The following is a 19539-nucleotide window of genomic DNA, read 5'->3' as shown; positions in this document are numbered from 1 at the left end:
TTATTTGTTTAAAAATTCTAAAACAGAATCTGTAATGAATTTAATTTGCTCATCATCAAGCTCTGTATGCATTGGCAAAGCAATAACCTCTTTTACTAATTGATTTGTAACCGGAAATTGTTCTTCTTTATAACGAACATCTACATACGCTTTTTGCGAATGCAACGGAATTGGATAATAAATAGCACAAGGAATTGCTTTATCCAATAAATGCTGCATTAAAGCATTTCTGTCTGCATCGATAATTCTCAACACATACTGATGAAAAACGTGATCATTTTCGTTTGCGTCAAAATCTGGAGTAATAATATTTTTATGCCCTGCAAAAGCTGCATTATATTTTGAAGCTGCACGACGACGTGCCTTATTATATTCGTCTAACAAAGGTAATTTTGCATTTAAAACTCCTGCCTGAATACTATCTAAACGAGAATTTACACCCACAACATCATGATGATAACGCTCGTACATTCCGTGATTTACGATTCCGCGAATAATGTGCGCCAGTTTATCGTCGTTTGTAAAAATTGCACCTCCATCACCATAACAACCTAAGTTTTTTGATGGAAAAAATGAAGTTGCAGCAACATGTCCAATCACACCAACTTTTGTTTTTTCGCCTGATTTAGAAATATAATCGGCTCCAATAGCTTGTGCATTATCTTCAATTATATACAAATTATGTTCGGCAGCAATTTCCATAATTGCATCCATGTTGGCAGCGCGGCCAAATAAATGCACGGGAACAATTGCCTTTGTTTTTGGCGTAATTGCTTTTTTAATTGCTTCGATATCAATGTTCATATTTGTCATATCAACATCAACTAAAACCGGTGTTAATTGCAGCAAAGCAATAACCTCAACTGTAGCCGCAAAAGTAAAATCTGCAGTAATTACCTCATCGCCCGGTTTTAAATCTAAAGCCATCATGGCGATTTGCAAAGCATCTGTACCATTGGCACACGGAATTACGTGTTTTGCCCCTAAATAATCCTCAAGATTCTTTTGAAACTGGTGAACCAGAGGTCCGTTTATATAAGTATTTGTATCTAAAACTTCTTGAATTGATGCGTCAACAGTAGCTTTTATTTTTTCATATTGACTCTTTAAGTCAACCATTTGAATTTTTTTCATTGATCTTTTATTTATTTAAAACTTGAGACTGGATTTGAAACCAAATCTCTAAAACGAAGAACAAAAATAGTTATTTAATAACTTCAAACAATGAAAATAATCGAAAGAAGCGTAATTTAGCGCCAAAATTATATATATGCTTTTTCTATACAATTTAGTTATTTCTATTGCCGGCTTTTTTCTTAAAATTATTGCACTTTTTAGTCCAAAAATTAAGCTTTTTATTGATGGAAGAAAAAATATTTTTGCTGTTTTAGAAGAAAAAATAAAACCAACAGACAAAACGATTTGGTTTCATTCTGCCTCACTTGGTGAATATGAGCAAGGTTTGCCTGTAATCGAAAAAATTAAAGAAAAATATCCTTTACATAAAATTATTGTCACGTTTTTTTCGCCTTCGGGATATGAAGTACGCAAAAACAATACTGTTGCCGATGTTACGATATACCTGCCTTTAGATACCAAAAAAAATGCAAAACGTTTTTTAAAACTGGTACATCCTGAAAAGGCATTTTTTATTAAATATGAATTTTGGTTAAACTATTTAAAAGAATTAGAAACAAGCAAAACTCCGACTTATCTGATTTCGGGGATTTTTAGAGACAGCCAGATGTTTTTTAAATGGTATGGCGGTTTTTACAGAAAAGCATTAAAAGCTTTCACTTATTTCTTTGTTCAGAATGAAGTTTCAAAACAAAAAATTGAAGCTATAGGTTTTGATAATGTAATTGTATCCGGCGACACTCGTTTTGATCGTGTTAATGCTATTTTAGAAAGAGATAACTCGCTTGATTTTATTGAAAAATTTAAAAACAATCAGACTACCATAGTTATCGGAAGTTCATGGCCAAAAGACGAAGCTTTACTGGCAGAATATATCAATCAGGCTCCGGAGAATGTAAAATTCATAATTGCCCCGCACAATATTAAGGCAGATCAAATTTCAAATCTGAAATCGCAAATTAAAAAAACAAGTATTTTATTTTCTGAGAAAGAGAATGCTGATTTATCAAATTATCAGGTTTTTATAATTGACACTGTTGGGCTGCTAACAAAAATATATAGTTACGGAACGATCGCTTATGTTGGCGGTGGTTTTGGAAATCCGGGTATTCACAATATTTTAGAACCTGCTACATTTGGAATTCCGATTATAATAGGACCCAATTATTCGAATTTTGCCGAAGCTGTTCAGTTGGTCGAACTTGGAGGATGCATTGTAATATCGAATAAGGAAGAACTAAAAAGCAGTTTTGATCAACTGATTACCGATGAAAATTTCCTGAATGAAAAAGGGCAAATTTGCAGGTCGTTTATTCAGGATAATACAGGTGCAACTGATCGCATTCTAAAAATCGTTTTATAAGCGCTTTTAAACAACTGACACTGATTTGGTATTGTTATTACCAAAAAAAGGTCTTAAACGCGCTAATTTTAGCTTGCTCGGCTTGCAGAATAATCAATTAAAAACAAAATAAACTGCAACTAAGTGAATCAAAAAAGGCAATTTCATTATTGAATATTTAACGAAAAATAATTTATACAAAAAATACAATAATATCATAAATTTTTACTATTTTGGCACTATCTTTGATAAATAAGATAATCGTGAGCAACGAAAATATTTTAAAAAAAAAATAAAAAAATATTTTACATATTAAAAAATTTATATCTTTGCCACGAATTAATAATTAACCTTTTATAATAAAGTAAGATGAAAAAAGTATTTTTAAGTTTAGCTGTTGTTGCTGTTTTAACTGTTGTTTCTTGTAAAAAAGCTGATGCTGCAGCTACTGAGTCTGTAGATTCTACTGCTGTTGCTGTTGATTCTGCTGCTGCTGTAGTTGATTCTGCTGCTACAACTGTTGATTCTGCTGCTGCAAAAGTTGATTCTGCTGCTACTAAAGTAGAAGAAGCTGCTAAAGAAGTAAAAAAATAATTAGAACCTAAGTTCTAAAAATTTTAAAGCCATCCTAGTGATGGTTTTTTTTATGCTCAAAATTTTCGATTAGAGCATTATTACATCAAAAAAAAGCGATTGCTGAGGCAATCGCTTTTTTTATTCCACTTCTTCTTCTTCTTCAACCTCATCTTCAAAAATTGATTCACATGATGAGAAATCCAAAATCTCTGCTTTTGATGAATATTGAACTATTTCTTTAATTCCTTTCTGCAAAAGCAATTCGGTTGTGTATTTTCGACTTGTTGCAAAGTGAACCTCCCCCAACATCAATTTAAAAAAATATTTTCCTCCTGAGCCTTTAAATTTTAAAAACCTGGCCAGATCAACATTTACTTTAAACTTCTCAATCTCTTCCTCACATTCAAATTTTAACTCATAACTCAAGCTCGTAAATATTACTTTGCCTTTTCTAGAAGTAAACACGAACTTATATTCATCATTAAATCGCTTACTAATTACAAAAGCACCCATATGTAGATTGTTGATTTTAGATTTTAGATTATTTGATTGCTGGATTTTTCGATATTGGATTACTGTTTAATAAAACTGTAAAATGTAAAATGTAAAGTGCAAACTGCAAAACTATAAACTGTTAAGCTGTAAATCGAGACTAAAAACCGAAAACTACTAAATTTATATAATAAAAAAAGCCTCTTCAAAAAGAAGAGGCTTTAGTACTCAGAGCGGGACTTGAACCCGCACGAACATTGCTGTTCACTGGATTTTAAGTCCAGCGTGTCTACCAATTTCACCATCCGAGCATTATATGGTTTTGAGCGAAAAACGGGGCTCGAACCCGCGACCTCGACCTTGGCAAGGTCGCGCTCTACCAACTGAGCTATTTTCGCGTTTCAAATTTTAGTAAGAACTAACAATACTTGACTTGTTTCGTATTGCGAGTGCAAATTTAGGACATTTATTCAATTACACAAGCCTTTTTTGAAAAAAAATTATACTTATTTTATAACTTTCTGATAACCTAAACTTTAAATCTGAATTATTTTCCAACCAACATTCTTTTAATCTCATTAAGCTTCATTAATGCTTCAACAGGTGTGATCGCATTTATATCAAGACTCATGATTTCTTCTTTTATTTCTTCTAATAAAGGATCATCAAGATTAAAGAAGCTCATTTGCATTTCGTCATTTGCAGCTTTCACTCCATTTAGAGCATCGCTGGAATGATTTTTTTCTAATTTCTTTAATAACTTCTGTGCTTTCAAAATTACAATTTGGGGCATTCCTGCCATCTTTGCAACGTGAATTCCAAAACTATGTGCGCTTCCTCCTTTTACCAGTTTACGAATAAAAAGAACGGTATCTTTTAGTTCTTTTACCGCAACATTATAATTCTGGATTCTTGGCAGCGATTCCGTCATTTCGTTTAATTCATGATAATGCGTTGCAAATAACGTCTTCGCTTTTGAAGGATGTTCGTGCAGGAAATCTGCTATTGCCCAGGCAATCGAAATTCCATCATACGTGCTGGTTCCTCTTCCAATTTCATCTAATAAAACCAAACTACGATCAGAAATATTGTTCAAAATAGAAGCAGTTTCATTCATCTCAACCATAAATGTAGATTCTCCCATCGAAATATTATCCGACGCTCCTACTCTGGTAAAGATTTTATCTACAATGCCCATTCTTACACTGTCAGCCGGTACAAAACTACCCATTTGAGCCAACAAAACAATTAGAGCCGTTTGTCTTAATATAGCCGATTTACCGGACATATTGGGACCTGTAATCATGATTATTTGTTGGGTTTCTCTGTCAAGGAAAACATCATTGGCGATATATGGCGTGCCAACAGGCAATTGTTTTTCGATAACCGGGTGTCTTCCGTTTTTGATGTCAAGTTCGAAAGTCTCGTCAATTTCAGGACACACATATTGATTTTCGATTGCCAATTGCGTAAACGAACACAAACAATCTAATTGCGCTACCAAATTGGCATTCATCTGAACGGGTTTAATATATGTCGCGATCCAGCCAACCAATTGCTCAAAAAGTTCTGATTCTATTTTATAAATCTTTTCTTCGGCTCCTAAAATCTTGGTTTCATATTCTTTTAGTTCTTCGGTAATATAACGCTCTGCATTTACCAAAGTTTGTTTACGAATCCATTCTTCCGGAACTTTATCTTTATGCGTATTTCGAACTTCTATATAATAACCAAAAACGTTATTAAAAGATATCTTCAACGAAGAAATTCCTGTTCGTTCTGATTCTCTTTTTTCAATTCCTTCTAAAAATTCTTTTCCCGAAGTTGAAATTGCACGCAATTCATCTAATTCTTCGTTAATTCCTTTTGCAATTGCATTTCCTTTTGCAACCGCAACAGGCGCATCCTGATTTAAGGTTGTTTTGATTTTCTCCCGCAGCAAATCGCAGGCATGCAAACTGTCTCCAATAATTTTCACTGCTTCCTGAGGACTTTCGAGCGCCAGGGTTTTTATTGGAATAATAGCGTCTAATGATTCTTTTAAATAAACAATTTCACGAGGAGAAACTTTTCCTGCCGCAATTTTAGAAATCAAACGTTCTAAATCTGAAATTTGCTTGATTTGGTATTGAATATTATGTAAAACTTCAGAATTTGATTTCAGATACGAAACCACATCATGACGTCCTTTTATTTTATTACTGTCTTTTAAAGGAAGTGCGAGCCAACGTTTTAACAAACGTCCTCCCATTGGCGAAAGCGTACGATCGATTACGTCTAAAAGCGTAACGGCATTTGGATTATAACTGTGATATAATTCTAAATTTCTAATCGTAAAACGATCCATCCACACATAAGCATCTTCTGCAATACGCTGAATCGCTGTGATATGCTGCACACGATTGTGCTGTGTTTCTGATAAATAATATAAAATTGCTCCGGATGCAATAATTCCTTCTTTTAACTCTTCAATTCCAAAACCTTTTAAAGAAACGGTTTGAAAATGTTTTGTCAGGGTTTCTAAAGCATAATCTTCTTTATAAATCCAATCTTCCAGATAAAAGCTATGAAAATCTTCTCCAAAAGCTGCTGCAAAATCTCCTTTGTTAGTTTTTGGAACCAGAATTTCGCTTGGATTAAAATTCTGCAATAACTTATCTATATATTCGGCATTTCCCTGAGCCGTTAAAAACTCTCCGGTTGAAACATCCAAAAAAGAAACTCCAATATTTTTATTAGCAAAATAAACCGATGCTAAGAAATTGTTTGATTTAGACTGTAAAACCTCATCATTTAAAGAAACTCCGGGAGTTACAAGCTCTGTAACGCCGCGTTTCACAATCGTTTTGGTCATTTTAGGATCTTCAAGCTGATCGCAAATGGCAACACGAAGTCCGGCTTTTACCAATTTTGGCAAATACGTATTAATAGAATGATGCGGAAAACCTGCCAATGCAGTTTCAGTCTCAGAACCCGCTCCTCTTTTGGTTAACGTAATTCCAAGAATTTTTGAAGCCCTAATAGCATCTTCTCCAAAGGTTTCGTAAAAATCACCTACTCTGAAAAGCAAACATGCATCAGGATATTTTCTCTTGATATCGTTGTACTGTTTCATTAAAGGTGTTTCTTTCACCACTTTCTCTTTCGCTGCCAAATTATTGTATTTTTAAATGAAAATTAAGACAGCGAATTTATAATATTTTAAAGGAATATCGAAGAGCTATAATAATTAAAATATTTTAAGAATATTTTAAGTTCAGATATAAGAATTTTATATAGATTTGTGATAATTAAAAAAGACTCTTAAAAGATGAAAAAAATAATTTTATTTGCTATGTTAGCTGTTGTTGGAATTACAGCTTCTAACGCTCAAAGTACTAAGAAAGCTAAAGCTGCAAAAGTTGCTAAAATTGAAGGAGCCGGAATGGTTTTTGAAAACGAAACAATTGATTACGGAACTATCGCTCACAATGCAGATGGTAACCGTCAGTTTGTTTTTGTAAACAACGGTACTAAACCATTAATCATTACTAACACACAAGGATCTTGTGGTTGTACTGTACCAACTACTCCAAAAGAGCCAATCGCTCCGGGTGCTAAAGGTATTATTGGTGTAAAATATGCTACTGACAGAGTTGGTGCTTTTACAAAAACTGTAACCGTTACTTCTAATGCTGAAGGACAACCAACAAAAGTACTTACAATTAAAGGTACTGTTTTACCAGATCCAGTAAAAAGCTAATCTGAAAAACAATAAAATAATCGAAAAAGCTTCCTTATCTTTGGAAGCTTTTTTTATGACCTGAATTCAACACAATGAGAAAACTTGAAAATAGTGAGCTGGACAGAAAATCTATAGAGGATTTTAAAAAATCAGAAAAAACGCCTTTGATTTTGGTTTTGGATGATATTCGAAGCTTGCATAATATTGGATCTGTATTTAGAACTGCTGATGCTTTTTTGATCGAAAAAATAATCTTGTGCGGGATTACAGCAACTCCTCCTAACAAAGAAATTCATAAAACCGCTCTTGGCGCTACCGAAACTGTTGCCTGGGAACATCATGAAAATGTTTTGGAAGTTATTGAAAACCTAAAAAAAGAAAAGGTTCTCACTCTTGCCATTGAACAAGTTGAAAGTGCGATTTTTCTTCAGGATTTTAAAGTTGAGAAAAATCAAAAATATGCTTTAATTTTTGGAAATGAAGTTTACGGCGTTTCACAAGAAGCGGTTGCGATTTGCGACGGATGCATAGAAATTCCGCAGTTAGGCACAAAACATTCCTTAAATATTTCTGTAAGTGCAGGAATTGTCGTTTGGGATTTGTTTCAAAAACTAAATTGGCCGGAATAGAATATATTTTTTTATAATTGCAAAATTGATATATTTATGAAATGAAAAAGTTTCTTTTCTTAAAAATATCAATTTTATTTTATGCTTTAAGTTTCAATCAATCATTTGCAAATGAGAAAATTAAAACTTTAAACAAGTCTACAATTCTCCGATTAAACGATACTCTTAAATCAGTCAGAAAAAGCAATAAAAAAATTACTTTAGCCATTAATCCGCCTGTTATAAAAGCAACCGGAGATCAATTATACTGTCCCTTAAACACCATAAATATTGTCACCTCTATTAGTATCACCCACGATCCTGCAGAAACAGGAACTGAGACTGTATACATTCAAATTTCATCCGGTTATTCCGGTGGTTTTGACAAACTCGAACTTTTAAACCCAACAGCGCATCCCTCAATAATAACAAGTTGGGATGCTACTGCCGGAAAATTAAAACTTTCAAGCCCAACCGGAATTGATATTTTATATTCAGATTTTGAAGCCGCAATTAAAGATGTTGTTTTTTCTAATTCTTCGCCAACTGCGTCGGGAACCAGAGATTTTTCTATAACTATTGGTCAGGCGAATTATTTGCCATCTACAGGACATTATTATTTATTTACGCCAAGTATTGGTATTACGTGGACTAATGCAAAAGCAGCAGCCGAAGCGAGTACATATTATGGATTAAAAGGATATTTAGCAACTATTTTGGCTGCAGATGAAGCAAAGTTAGTTGGCGAACAAGCTTCGGGAACAGGGTGGATTGGCGGTAGCGATCAGGAAACTGAAGGTATTTGGAAATGGGTTACCGGTCCCGAAGCGGGAACTGTTATGAGTTATACTTTCTGGAATAACGGCGAACCAAATCAGCTGGGAGAAGAAGATTACGCTCATATTACACAAGCCGGTATTGGAATAAAAGGCTCCTGGAACGATTTATCTAATACAGGATCATTAACTCCCGGTGACGCTTATCAGCCAAAAGGATATGTTGTCGAATACGGAGGAATGCCTGGAGAATCACCTTTAGAAATTGCAGCAAGTACCAAAATTACAATTCCGATAGCTTCGGCAATCACGCCAAATGCACTTTGCGATTCGGGAACGTTTACTTTAAATGCAACTGCAACTGTGGGAGCTACCGTTGGCTGGTATGATTCAGCCATTGGCGGGAATTTATTACACACCGGAAACACATATATTACACCAACAATAAATACTACAACAACTTATTATTTTGACGCGGGCTGCGAGAGCAATCGAAAATCAGTAATTGCAACAATAAATACAACACCTGCAGCTCCAACAGTTACTTCGCCTGTTGCGCGATGTGGCACTGGAAGCGTAACACTCGAAGCGAGTTCAAATATTGGTGTCATTAATTGGTTTACTACTGCTACAAGCGGAACAAGTGTTTATAATGGCAGTAGTTTTGTAACTCCTTCTGTTTCTGCAAATACGATTTATTATGCAGAAGCTTCTAATAACGGTTGTGTAAACACAAATCGTGTACCGGTAAATATTATCGTTTATACTCCGCCTGTGGTTTCAGACGAAACTTTGATTTTGTGCCAATTTCAAAAATTACAATTAGATGCAAAAATTACAGGCGTAACTTATGTATGGTCTACCGGAGAAAATACTCAAACTATCGAAGTCGATAAGGCAGGAACTTACACCGTAGATGTTACGAGTCCTGCGCCGGAAAGCTGTCCCAACACAAAAAAAATTACTGTTATTGAACATCTAATTCCTCAAATAACACGAGTAAATGTAGATGAAACTAAGGTCACTATATATTTGAGTAAAGAGGAAGACTATTATGAATATTCTGTTGACGGAGAAAATTTTCAGAATTCTAATATTTTTTACGATGTTCCCGGAGGTTTGCAGACTGCTTACGTAAGAGAAAAAAATAACTGTGGGCAATCAACCTTAGATTTTGTTGTTCTTGTTTTTCCGCCATTCTTTACGCCAAACAATGATACTTTTAATGATTTATGGGAAGTAACGGGAATGGAAAATTTTCCTCAGGCGGAAGTCACTATTTTTGATCGTTACGGTAAACTTTTGGCGCAGCTAAGCGGCTCTAAAATGAGTTGGGACGGTACTTTTGAGAAAACACCTCTTCCCGCTTCTGATTATTGGTATGTCATGAAAATTGATGATACAAAACCTATTTTTAAAGGACATTTTGCGTTAAAGAGATAGTTTTTAATTAGGAAATGTGTCAATTAGAAAATGAGATAATTATGCACGACGTAATTTTAATTTTCTAATTATCTCATTTTCTAATTGCCTAATTGACACATTACGCAATCTTCTTCTGGATTTCATTTAAAATGAAAAGATAATCTTCATGGTTTTTTACAAAATCACGATTTGAAACATCTATTATTAATACATTCAAATCTGTTTGGGATTTAATATATTCTAAATAACCATTATTGATTTTATCCAGATATTCGGCTTCGATATTTTGCTCATAATTTCGTCCTCGTTTTTTGATGTTTTCGAGTAAACGTCCGGTATTTTGATACAAATAAATGTACAAATCCGGTTTTGGCATTTCTTTATAAATAATATCAAATAAGTTTCGGTACAAACGGTATTCGTCTTCCTGCAAAGTGATTTTTGCAAAAATCAATGATTTAAAAATATGATAATCGGCTACGATAAAATCTTTAAATAAATCAAATTGCGCCAAATCATCTGATAATTGCTGATATCTGTCGGCTAAAAAAGACATTTCAAGCGGAAAAGCATATCTATTTTGATCTTTGTAAAATTTAGGCAAAAACGGATTATCTGCAAAACGTTCTAAAACAGTTTTCGCATTAAAATCTTCTGCAATTTTGTGTACTAAAGTTGTTTTACCGGCGCCAATATTCCCTTCAAAAGAAATATAATTAAAGTTCTGCAGCGGAATTTCCTTTACGGGATTTTTCAAATCCTGAACAATAGTACAAACACTTTCATCTGGCGTAATTGCAATTAATTCGCTTACGGTTTTATGAAAAACAGGATGTTTCCAGTTTAATTTTAAATCCTGCATTGGCAATAACACAAATTTTCGGTTTTGCATTAACGGATGCGGAATCGTAAGTTTTTCAGATTCGATAATTTCATTATCAAAAACAATCAAATCAATATCAATAATTCTTGATTGATAACCTTGTTGGTTCGAACGGATTCGTCCTAATTGTTTTTCGACTTTTAAAACCTGGTTTAATATTTTTTGTGCCGATAAATTACTGTGTAACAGCAATGCACAATTATAAAAAGCATCGCTTTCAAATCCCCAGGCGGGTGTTTCATATAGTTTTGAAACCTCGATTACGGTTCCCACTTCCTGATGTATTAATGCAATACAACTTTCGATGTTTGCCAATCGGTTTCCCTGATTACTGCCTATAGATAAAACGACCTGATGCTGTGATTTCATAATTAATGCAAATTAACTAAATCTATTTTAGAATTAACAATATATTTGTGAAACGAGTTCTGAATTTAATTGTGACTTTGTGCGTTAAAATTTGTAACTTCTTACTCATTTTTGCTACATATTAAAAAAATATATTTATGAAATTTCTAGGAAATGTAATTGCCACAGTAATTGGTATTTTTGTTTTTATCATGTTATTCTTTTTTGGAGTAATTCTTATTGGTGCTATTTTTGGCGGGGACGAAACGGTCTCTGTAAAAGCTGATTCTGTTATAGAATTAGATTTAAAAAAAATCAATAATGATTACGCCGGAAAATATAAAGATCCTTGGGTAACTGTTTTTTCAGATAAAAAAGGAGTTGGTTTAACTGATGTTATCAATGCAATCGAAGCGGCAAAAACAGACGATAATATTAAAGGAATTTCCATTTTAAATGATGAATCTTCTTTAGGATTGGCGCAATACAAAGATTTAAGAAATGCGCTCGAAAGCTTTAAAAAATCAGGAAAATTTATTTGGGCGTATGCTAATTCATTTTCTCAAAAAGAATATTATCTAAACTCCGTTGCCAATACAATTTATTTAAATCCTGCCGGAGATCTTGATTTTAAAGGACTTTCGTCTGAAGTGATGTTTTTTAAAGACTTTCAGGATAAATCAGGTATTCATATGGAAGTGATTCGTCACGGAAAATATAAAAGTGCCGTTGAGCCCTTTTTAGAAAATAAAATGAGCGATGCCAACAGAGAACAAATTACAGCGCTTTTAAATTCTATATGGACAAACGTTTCTGAAGATATCTCGAAAAGCCGAAATATTCCTGTTGCCAAATTAAATGAAATTGCAAACGGTTTACTGGCAAGAACTCCTGAAATGGCAAAAAGCCAGCATTTAGTAGATATTGTGGCTTATGAAGATGTGTATCATAACGCTATTAAAAAACAATTGAAAGTAACCGGAGACGACGATTACAATAAAATTTCGATTTTAGATTATACACAAAATAATATTACAACGGCTTTAACGAACACTTCAAGCGATCAAATTGCGATTATTTATGCTCAGGGCGAAATTGAAAGCGGCGAAGGCGATGTAACCGTAATTGGCGAAGGCGCTATGCGTCGTTCATTGCAGGAAGCGAGAAAAGATGAAGATGTAAAAGCAATTGTACTTCGAATTGACAGTCCGGGTGGAAGCGCTTTGACTTCTGATTTGATTTGGAGAGAAATTGAAATCACTAAAAAAGTAAAACCTGTTGTAGTTTCTATGGGTAATTATGCTGCTTCGGGCGGTTATTATATTGCTTGTAATGCCAATAAGATTTTCGCAGAAAAAAATACAATTACAGGTTCAATTGGTGTTTTTGGAATTTTACCAAACTTTAGTCCGTTAGCCAATAAATTAGGAATTAATACGGAACAGGTAAAAACACACGAAAATTCAGCAAATTATAGTCCGTTTGTTCCTGTTGATGAAAAATTTAAAGCTTTTACATTAGAAGGAGTAGAAAAAATTTACAACACTTTTGTAACGCACGTCGCTCAAGGCCGAAAAATGACTTTTGCACAAGTAGATTCTATTGCACAAGGAAGAGTCTGGTCAGGGTCTCAAGCCATAAAAATAGGTTTAGTTGATGAAATTGGCGGTTTGGATGATGCTATTGCCGAAGCTGCTAAAATTGCTAAAATAAAATCGTACAGTACACAAAATTATCCTGAATTCGAAAAAACATTCAACGATGTATTAGCCGGTTTGCCTTTTGCAAAATCTAAAGAAGCTTTTATAAAAGAAGAAATTGGCGAAGAAAACTATCTTTTGATCGAACAGGTAAAAAGACTTCAAAAACAAAAAGGAGTTCAGGCGGTGATGCCTTTTGGATTAAATATTCAATAATTCTATTTACTGATGAAAAAGATATACGTCGTTTTATTTGTTGTATTTGTAAATCTTATTCATGCACAAAATAAAAGTGAGATAACATTTAAGGAAAGCAGTTTAGCGCTAAAAATCAATTTAGATCAGATTTATGGCACTTTAACAACTCCTGATTTAACAAAAAAATATCCAGTAGCATTGATTATTTCAGGTTCCGGACCAACGGACAGAAACGGAAATAATCCGATGATGAAAAACAACTCCTTAAAAATGCTGGCAGAAGCTTTGGCGAAAAATGGAATTGCATCGTTACGATTTGATAAACGCGGCATTGGAGAAAGTAAAGCCGCTGCCGGAGCCGAATCAAGTTTGGTATTTGAGAATTATACCGAAGATGTAAAAAGTTGGATAAACTTATTAAAACAGGACAAACGATTTTCCAAATTAATTATCATTGGGCATAGCGAAGGTTCATTAATTGGAATAATTGCCGGAGCAAAAGCAGATAAGTTTATTTCAATTGCAGGCCCGGGAGAATCTGCAGATAAGCTTCTTAAAAATCAGATTGCAGCTAAGTCAAACAAACAAATTGAGGAAATGACCTTTCCTATTATCGATAGTCTGAAAAATGGAAACAAAGTCAAAAAAGTAGATCCAATGCTTAATTCTCTTTTTAGACCAGGTATTCAGCCTTATTTAATTTCCTGGTTTAAGTATGATCCTTCCATAGAGATTAAAAAATTAAATGTTCCAATTTTAATTATACAGGGAAATAATGATTTACAGGTAACTGTAAAAGATGCTGAAAATTTAGCACATGCCAATAAGAATTCAGAACTTTTGATAATTGATAAAATGAATCACATCATGAAAATTATTGATGGAGATCAAAAAGCAAATTTTGAAAGTTACAATAACGAAACGTTACCTGTTTCAGAAGAATTGACTACTAAAATTGTTTCTTTCATTCAGAAATAATTTAAACTTATTCTAGCTAAAATCCGTTTGAAACTTCTCAAACGGATTTTTTTATTTCTGCAAAACAATTTCTTAGCATACATAACAATAACTACTGTTTTAATTAACTCAAAGTTAATTTATAGTTAACGGCTTTTGCCTGCTATACTAGCTATTTTAGCAAAAAATTACAGTATCTGATAAATCAAAAATACATATCATAAAGTTTTAAAAATATTTAAGAATAATTTATTTTTTTTTGATAGCTTGCCCATAATCGAAATTCGATTTACGGCAGGCTATTGTTTTTTATGACAAATTTGGATGTACTGAACGATAAAAGTTTATTTTTGCAAGAATATTACGTATAAATTAAGAACCCTAAAACCTCAAATCTATAATTAATTATGTTAAAGAAAATTTTAAAAATTACCGCCATTGTTCTTGTGGTTATTATTGCCGCATTATTTGCCATTCCTTATCTATTTAAGGATCAAATTAAAACAAAAATTACAGAAGCTATTAATGAAAGCGTAGATGCAAAAGTGAGTTTTGCTGATGCTGATTTAAGTTTGTTTAAAAACTTTCCTAATGCTACTGTTGCAATAGAAAAGTTAGTGATCATCAACAAAGCGCCTTTTGAAGGTGATACTTTGGTCTCGTTAGGTGAACTAAATCTTAAAATGAGCATTAAAGAGCTTTTTAAAGGGAAAGATGAGCCTTTAAATATTCAGGGAATTAGCTCTACAGATGGTTTAATCAATATTATTTTTAATAAAGATGGTGTTGGAAACTTTGATATCGCTTTAAAAGATAAAAAAGAAGAAACGAAGGAAGAAGAAGCAAGCAAACCGCTTTCTTTAAAGATCCAAAACTATAAAATCGAGAATTTTACTTTTAGATATATCGATCAGGGTTCTAAAATAAAAATGGTTATTGACAGCTTAAATCACGAAGGAACGGGAGATTTTACCAATTCTAAACTTGATTTAACAACAAAAACGACAGCCAACGTTTCTTTGGATATGGACAAAATGAATTACATGAAAAATGTAAAACTAACTTTGGACGCTGTTTTAGGAATCGATTTAGACAAAAGCAAATATACATTTAAGGAAAATAAAGCTTTAATTAACCAATTGCCTTTAGAATTCGACGGATTTATTCAAATGGTTGAAGCGGGTCAGCTTTATGATTTGAAATTTAAAACACCAACTTCATCGTTTACCAATTTCTTAGGTTTAATTCCGTCTGCTTATTCTTCAAGCTTAAATGGAGTAAAAACTACCGGAGATTTTACTGTTGTTGGTTTTGCAAAAGGGGAATTAACCGATAAAACTGTACCAAAATTCAATATTGCTATTGCATCAAATAATGCTTCTTTTCAATATCCGAATTTGCCAAAATCAGTTCAGAATATTGTAATCGATACTAAAATTATTAACGAAACAGGTATTTTAAATGATACTTACGTTAATCTGGATCAGCTATCTTTTAGAATCGACCAGGATGTTTTTAGCGCTAAAGCAAATGTTAGAAACATTACGGTAAATCCTTTGGTAAAAGCTGCTTTAAAAGGAACTATCAATCTTGCAAACCTTTCAAAAGCATATCCTGTAAAATTGGATAAACCTTTGGCAGGTATTTTAAAAGCTGATGTTACAACAGAATTTGATATGGCTTCTGTAGAAAAAAGTCAGTATCAAAACATTAAAAATGCCGGAACTATGAGTTTGTCAGGATTTAAATATACTGATGAAAACAATAAGTCAATGAATATCAGTACGGCTTTGGTTGAATTCAATACGAGTACAATCAACCTGAAAAAATTTGATGCTACTACCGGAAGAAGTGATATTAGCATTAACGGAGTTTTAGAGAATTTCTACGGTTTCATGTTCAAAAAACAAGAACTAAAAGGAAACTTCAACATGAGTTCAAATCAATTGGCTGTTGATGATTTCATGACTTCGGGAGAACCTGCTAAAACCGAAACTGGAACTGCAACCGAAAAAGAATCAGAAACAAAAGCAACAACGGCAAAACCTGCCGAAGCAATGAAAATTCCTGCGTTTTTAAATTGTACTTTAAATGCAAAAGCAAATACGGTTTTGTATGACAATTTAAAACTAAAAGATGTTTCAGGAAAATTGATTATAAAAGATGAAAAAGCGCTTTTAGAGAACTTTAAAACGTCAATTTTTGGCGGAACAATTGGTTTAACCGGATCTGTTTCGACTAAGGCAAAAGTACCAACGTTTGATATGAATTTAGGTTTCAATCAAGTTGATATTGCACAGACTTTTACACAATTAGAGATGATGAAAAAAATTGCTCCTTTGGCAGGAATCATCAATGGAAAATTGAATTCGACTATAAAATTAAACGGAAATCTTGATGCAAATGAATTAACGCCGGACTTAAAATCACTTTCGGGAGATTTAATTGGTCAATTGCTTTCGGCTACTGTAAATGCTAAAAATTCGACTGTATTGAATTCATTAACGTCAAATATTAAGTTTCTTGATCCAAGCAAACTGAATTTGAACGATTTAAAAATGGCTTTAACTTTTGATGATGGAAAGGTTAACGTAAAACCATTTGATATTAAATACCAGGATATTAAAGTTACGGTTGGTGGAACTCACGGTTTTGATCAAACGATGAATTATAACTTAAAATTAGATGTTCCGGCGAAATATTTAGGATCAGAAGCTAGTGCATTTTTATCAAAATTATCTCCTGCAGATGCTGCAAAACTGGACAATATTCCAATTAATGCGATGATTACTGGTAATTTTTCAAATCCGAAAGTATCTACTGATATGAAAAGTGCCGTTAGCAGTTTAGCTTCTCAGGTTGTCAACCAGCAAAAAGAGAAGTTAACTCAAAAAGGAACATCTGCTCTTACAGATTTGATTAATAAAAACACAAAAGCGAAAGACACTACAAAGGCCGCAGCAACTGAGAAAGAAACAAAAACTCAGGAAGCTACCAAAAAAGCAAGTGACTTGCTAAATGGTTTGTTTAAGAAGAAAAAATAAGCTGAAATAGAATAGAAGAAAGAAAATAGAAGAAAGAAAAAGGTCATTCGCTGCGGCGAATGACCTTTTTTTATGTTGTATGTTTTATGCTTTAAACTGCTTTTGAATATATTTTTAATTTACCGTTATTTAAAATACCATTTATGATTTTAAAATAATCGTTTTTAGAAAAGGTTTCGATGTCAACACCAATACTGCAATTATCATAAGGTTCATATTTTTTAAGACTTGAAACCGAAAACAATCCTATTGTTGGTGTTTGAGCTGAACTTGCCAAATGCATCATTCCACTGTCTGCGCCTATAAATAATTCTGTATTTGCGATTAATGCTCCAATTTCCCTAATATCCTTACTGTAAAATGTTGGTGCCTGAAAACCAATTTGAGACACGTTTTCAATAGGTAAAACTTCAATTATATTATAGTCTTTATATTGTTCTTTAAGAGAAGCATAAAAATCTTCCCACCAAGTTTCAGATAAACATTTTGTTCCTGTCGCATAGGTAAATATACAGATTGTTCGTTTAGAATTATCGCCATTTAATGCGATTAATATCTTTTTACCTTCTGAGAGTTCAAACGGAGTTAATTTAAGATCTAAAGGTTGTATTATTTTATTGCTTTTAGTTAATCCTAAATGTGTCAGATAGTTTCGGAAATTATAAACCGGATATTTAGCAATATGATCATAATCAGGTTTTACTTCCTGAGATTCATCGTGTAAATCTCCGTAGAATTTATATTTTGCTTTTGAGAAACGCACTGCCAATCGGCCTGAAGAAGAATTTTGATCGACATTTATTGCCATATCATAAGGCTGTTTTCTGATAGAAACCCAAACCTTTATATATTCTAATAAATCTTTAAAAGGCTTTTTGGGTAAATGAATTGTTTTATAAACAACATCATAATTTTCAAATATAATAGGTGCAAGCGGACCTTTAACAAATAAATCAATTTTACAATTTGGAAACGTTTCTGCAACTTCCTGAACGAGTGGAGAAACCAACAAGAGATTTCCTAATCTTGCATTTGGTCTACAGATTAAGACTCTTTTAATTTCAGTTTTATCAACTAAAACTATTCCTGATTCACTTTTTGGTTTTCCAATATTCTTAGTCAGGTTACGCATTAATCCCCTTCTAAAAACGTTTACTTTGCTTAAAACACCCATTGATTTAAATAATTTAAAAATTATAAATTTTCATTTAATTTTAAAAAAGTCCTATAACTTGAATTACTTCAAATCTAGTAACTTTTAACATCTAAAATTAAAATCTTTCAATAAGCTATCATTACAAAATTGTAACCAAATGTATCAAATTTCCCACTTGTCGCTTATCAAAAATATAATCTAAAATTACAAAAGCATTTTATAAATGCAAAAGAATCAGACCAATAGCTAAAACTTATCGACTTACACGTCGATTGTAACTACGTATCCTTCCGATCCGCGGACGTTAAAAACGGTTCCGTCTTCAAAAATCAAATACTGCCCTTTAATTCCAACAAGTTTTCCTCTAAAAGAAGCAGTTTTGTCTAAATTTAAACTCGCCACTTTCGCTGGATAATTCAAAACAGGATAATTTAATTCGAATAAATCATTTTTTTGACTGTAAAAATATTCGCGGGCTTCTGCCGGAATTAATTCTTCAATTTTTACTTTTTCGGCAATCAGGTCAAAAATCTCCGTGGAGTTCTGAAGCATTTTTCTCCAATTGGTTTTATCCGTATAATGATTTTTTAAGGCAACTTCGGTAATTCCTGCCAAATATCTATTTGGAACTTCAACCACGGCAATTGCCTGGCTTGCTCCCTGATCTATCCATCTGGTTGGTACTTGCGTTTTACGTGTCACACCCACTTTAATTTCACTCGCAACAGCCAAATACACAACATGGGGCTGCAATTGCACTTTTTGCTCATAATCTAAATCACGATCTGCGATTCCTAAATGCGCTGTACTCAATTCAGGTCTCATAATCCAATCACCAACTGCCGGACTTGAATAAAAACAATCATAGCAAAAACCTTGTCTGAATATCTTTTTCTTTTTACTGCAATTCAAACATTGATAACCTGCAAAACTAATTTCAATTTCTTTATTCAACAATTGATTCATACTGAGAAAACTATCTTCAAAAACCAAATAATACTGAATTGGATTTCCGATTTCTGTCTGCATTTTTGAAAGTACGCCTTGATATGTCATTATATTTTAGATTGTTGATTTTAGATTTTAGATTGCATCCCTGGTGAGGAATTTTAATTTTTAAAATTTATTTTTAGTAAAAAATAGAATGTTTTTAATACAAAAAAACAGTATTTT

At 32.9% G+C, this 19539-nt stretch carries 14 protein-coding genes and 2 tRNA genes; 8 read left to right on the top strand and 8 right to left on the bottom strand.

Annotated elements, in window-relative coordinates; genetic code table 11:
• Positions 1–1134 (bottom strand): DegT/DnrJ/EryC1/StrS family aminotransferase, encoded by a 1134-nt coding sequence (locus OLM54_RS20050; RefSeq protein WP_264536307.1) that lies wholly within the window; start codon positions 1132–1134, stop codon positions 1–3.
• Positions 1135–1270: 136 nt separating this feature from the next.
• On the opposite strand from OLM54_RS20050, the gene OLM54_RS20045 reads away from it, so the two are divergent.
• Complete coding sequence (locus OLM54_RS20045) at positions 1271–2500, top strand: 3-deoxy-D-manno-octulosonic acid transferase (RefSeq protein WP_264536306.1); 1230 nt, start codon at positions 1271–1273, stop codon at positions 2498–2500.
• A 348-nt stretch (positions 2501–2848) separates the two neighbouring features.
• The gene (locus tag OLM54_RS20040) at positions 2849–3073 is read left to right on the top strand and encodes a hypothetical protein (protein WP_264536305.1); all 225 of its coding nucleotides are present in this window, start codon (positions 2849–2851) and stop codon (positions 3071–3073) included.
• A 120-nt stretch (positions 3074–3193) separates the two neighbouring features.
• Here the strand turns inward: OLM54_RS20040 and OLM54_RS20035 are convergent, their stop codons facing one another.
• The 4 genes from OLM54_RS20035 to mutS form a co-directional block, all read right to left on the bottom strand.
• The gene (locus OLM54_RS20035) at positions 3194–3568 is read right to left on the bottom strand and encodes a DUF1508 domain-containing protein (RefSeq protein ID WP_264536304.1); all 375 of its coding nucleotides are present in this window, start codon (positions 3566–3568) and stop codon (positions 3194–3196) included.
• Positions 3569–3772: 204 nt separating this feature from the next.
• Positions 3773–3858: transfer RNA gene (locus OLM54_RS20030), tRNA-Leu, on the bottom strand.
• 14 nt (positions 3859–3872) lie between these two features.
• A tRNA-Gly gene (locus OLM54_RS20025) sits at positions 3873–3945 on the bottom strand.
• A gap of 149 nt (positions 3946–4094) precedes the next feature.
• Positions 4095–6701, bottom strand: coding sequence for a DNA mismatch repair protein MutS (gene mutS / locus OLM54_RS20020; protein WP_264536303.1), 2607 nt, complete (start codon positions 6699–6701; stop codon positions 4095–4097).
• Between the two features lie 156 nt (positions 6702–6857).
• Between mutS and OLM54_RS20015 the strand changes: the two genes are divergently transcribed.
• From OLM54_RS20015 to OLM54_RS20005, 3 genes are all read left to right on the top strand, one after another.
• Entirely contained in the window at positions 6858–7289 is a 432-nt protein-coding gene (locus OLM54_RS20015) for a DUF1573 domain-containing protein (protein WP_264536302.1), read from the top strand.
• A 74-nt stretch (positions 7290–7363) separates the two neighbouring features.
• Positions 7364–7900, top strand: a complete 537-nt coding sequence (locus tag OLM54_RS20010; RefSeq protein WP_264536301.1) for an RNA methyltransferase — start codon at positions 7364–7366, stop codon at positions 7898–7900.
• Positions 7901–7941: 41 nt separating this feature from the next.
• Complete coding sequence (locus OLM54_RS20005) at positions 7942–10098, top strand: T9SS type B sorting domain-containing protein (RefSeq protein WP_264536300.1); 2157 nt, start codon at positions 7942–7944, stop codon at positions 10096–10098.
• A 100-nt stretch (positions 10099–10198) separates the two neighbouring features.
• Here the strand turns inward: OLM54_RS20005 and folK are convergent, their stop codons facing one another.
• Positions 10199–11332 carry a 2-amino-4-hydroxy-6-hydroxymethyldihydropteridine diphosphokinase gene (folK, locus tag OLM54_RS20000; protein WP_264536299.1) on the bottom strand — a complete coding sequence of 378 codons (1134 nt, stop codon included), beginning with the start codon at positions 11330–11332 and terminating at the stop codon, positions 10199–10201.
• 137 nt (positions 11333–11469) lie between these two features.
• Here folK and sppA point away from each other — a divergent pair, with 137 nt between their 5' ends.
• The 3 genes from sppA to OLM54_RS19985 all read left to right on the top strand — a co-directional run bounded on the left by sppA (position 11470) and on the right by OLM54_RS19985 (position 17210).
• On the top strand, positions 11470–13227 hold the full coding sequence (gene sppA, locus OLM54_RS19995) for a signal peptide peptidase SppA (protein ID WP_264536298.1): 1758 nt from the start codon (positions 11470–11472) through the stop codon (positions 13225–13227).
• A gap of 12 nt (positions 13228–13239) precedes the next feature.
• The gene (locus OLM54_RS19990; RefSeq protein WP_264536297.1) at positions 13240–14187 is read left to right on the top strand and encodes an alpha/beta hydrolase family protein; all 948 of its coding nucleotides are present in this window, start codon (positions 13240–13242) and stop codon (positions 14185–14187) included.
• Between the two features lie 386 nt (positions 14188–14573).
• Entirely contained in the window at positions 14574–17210 is a 2637-nt protein-coding gene (locus OLM54_RS19985; RefSeq protein WP_264536296.1) for an AsmA family protein, read from the top strand.
• A gap of 91 nt (positions 17211–17301) precedes the next feature.
• On the opposite strand, the gene OLM54_RS19980 is transcribed toward OLM54_RS19985, so the two are convergent.
• Together OLM54_RS19980 and OLM54_RS19975 are read right to left on the bottom strand one after the other, a co-directional pair.
• Positions 17302–18384 carry a glycosyltransferase family 9 protein gene (locus OLM54_RS19980; protein WP_264536295.1) on the bottom strand — a complete coding sequence of 361 codons (1083 nt, stop codon included), beginning with the start codon at positions 18382–18384 and terminating at the stop codon, positions 17302–17304.
• Positions 18385–18627: 243 nt separating this feature from the next.
• Complete coding sequence (locus OLM54_RS19975; protein ID WP_264536294.1) at positions 18628–19422, bottom strand: DUF2797 domain-containing protein; 795 nt, start codon at positions 19420–19422, stop codon at positions 18628–18630.
• Positions 19423–19539: the final 117 nt, after the last annotated feature.

The organism is Flavobacterium sp. N1736, from assembly GCF_025947065.1.
Taxonomy (GTDB): domain Bacteria; phylum Bacteroidota; class Bacteroidia; order Flavobacteriales; family Flavobacteriaceae; genus Flavobacterium.
Note: the sequence above shows the minus strand (reverse complement) of the source record. Positions and strands in the feature narration are given on the sequence as shown.

Coding starts and splice junctions, on each gene's coding strand:
- OLM54_RS20050 (WP_264536307.1), bottom strand. CDS start 1,134: ATGAAAAAAATTCAAATGGTTGACTTAAAGAGTCAATATGAAAAAATA.
- OLM54_RS20045 (WP_264536306.1), top strand. CDS start 1,271: ATGCTTTTTCTATACAATTTAGTTATTTCTATTGCCGGCTTTTTTCTT.
- OLM54_RS20040 (WP_264536305.1), top strand. CDS start 2,849: ATGAAAAAAGTATTTTTAAGTTTAGCTGTTGTTGCTGTTTTAACTGTT.
- OLM54_RS20035 (WP_264536304.1), bottom strand. CDS start 3,568: ATGGGTGCTTTTGTAATTAGTAAGCGATTTAATGATGAATATAAGTTC.
- OLM54_RS20015 (WP_264536302.1), top strand. CDS start 6,858: ATGAAAAAAATAATTTTATTTGCTATGTTAGCTGTTGTTGGAATTACA.
- OLM54_RS20010 (WP_264536301.1), top strand. CDS start 7,364: ATGAGAAAACTTGAAAATAGTGAGCTGGACAGAAAATCTATAGAGGAT.
- OLM54_RS20005 (WP_264536300.1), top strand. CDS start 7,942: ATGAAAAAGTTTCTTTTCTTAAAAATATCAATTTTATTTTATGCTTTA.
- folK (WP_264536299.1), bottom strand. CDS start 11,332: ATGAAATCACAGCATCAGGTCGTTTTATCTATAGGCAGTAATCAGGGA.
- sppA (WP_264536298.1), top strand. CDS start 11,470: ATGAAATTTCTAGGAAATGTAATTGCCACAGTAATTGGTATTTTTGTT.
- OLM54_RS19990 (WP_264536297.1), top strand. CDS start 13,240: ATGAAAAAGATATACGTCGTTTTATTTGTTGTATTTGTAAATCTTATT.
- OLM54_RS19985 (WP_264536296.1), top strand. CDS start 14,574: ATGTTAAAGAAAATTTTAAAAATTACCGCCATTGTTCTTGTGGTTATT.
- OLM54_RS19980 (WP_264536295.1), bottom strand. CDS start 18,384: ATGGGTGTTTTAAGCAAAGTAAACGTTTTTAGAAGGGGATTAATGCGT.
- OLM54_RS19975 (WP_264536294.1), bottom strand. CDS start 19,422: ATGACATATCAAGGCGTACTTTCAAAAATGCAGACAGAAATCGGAAAT.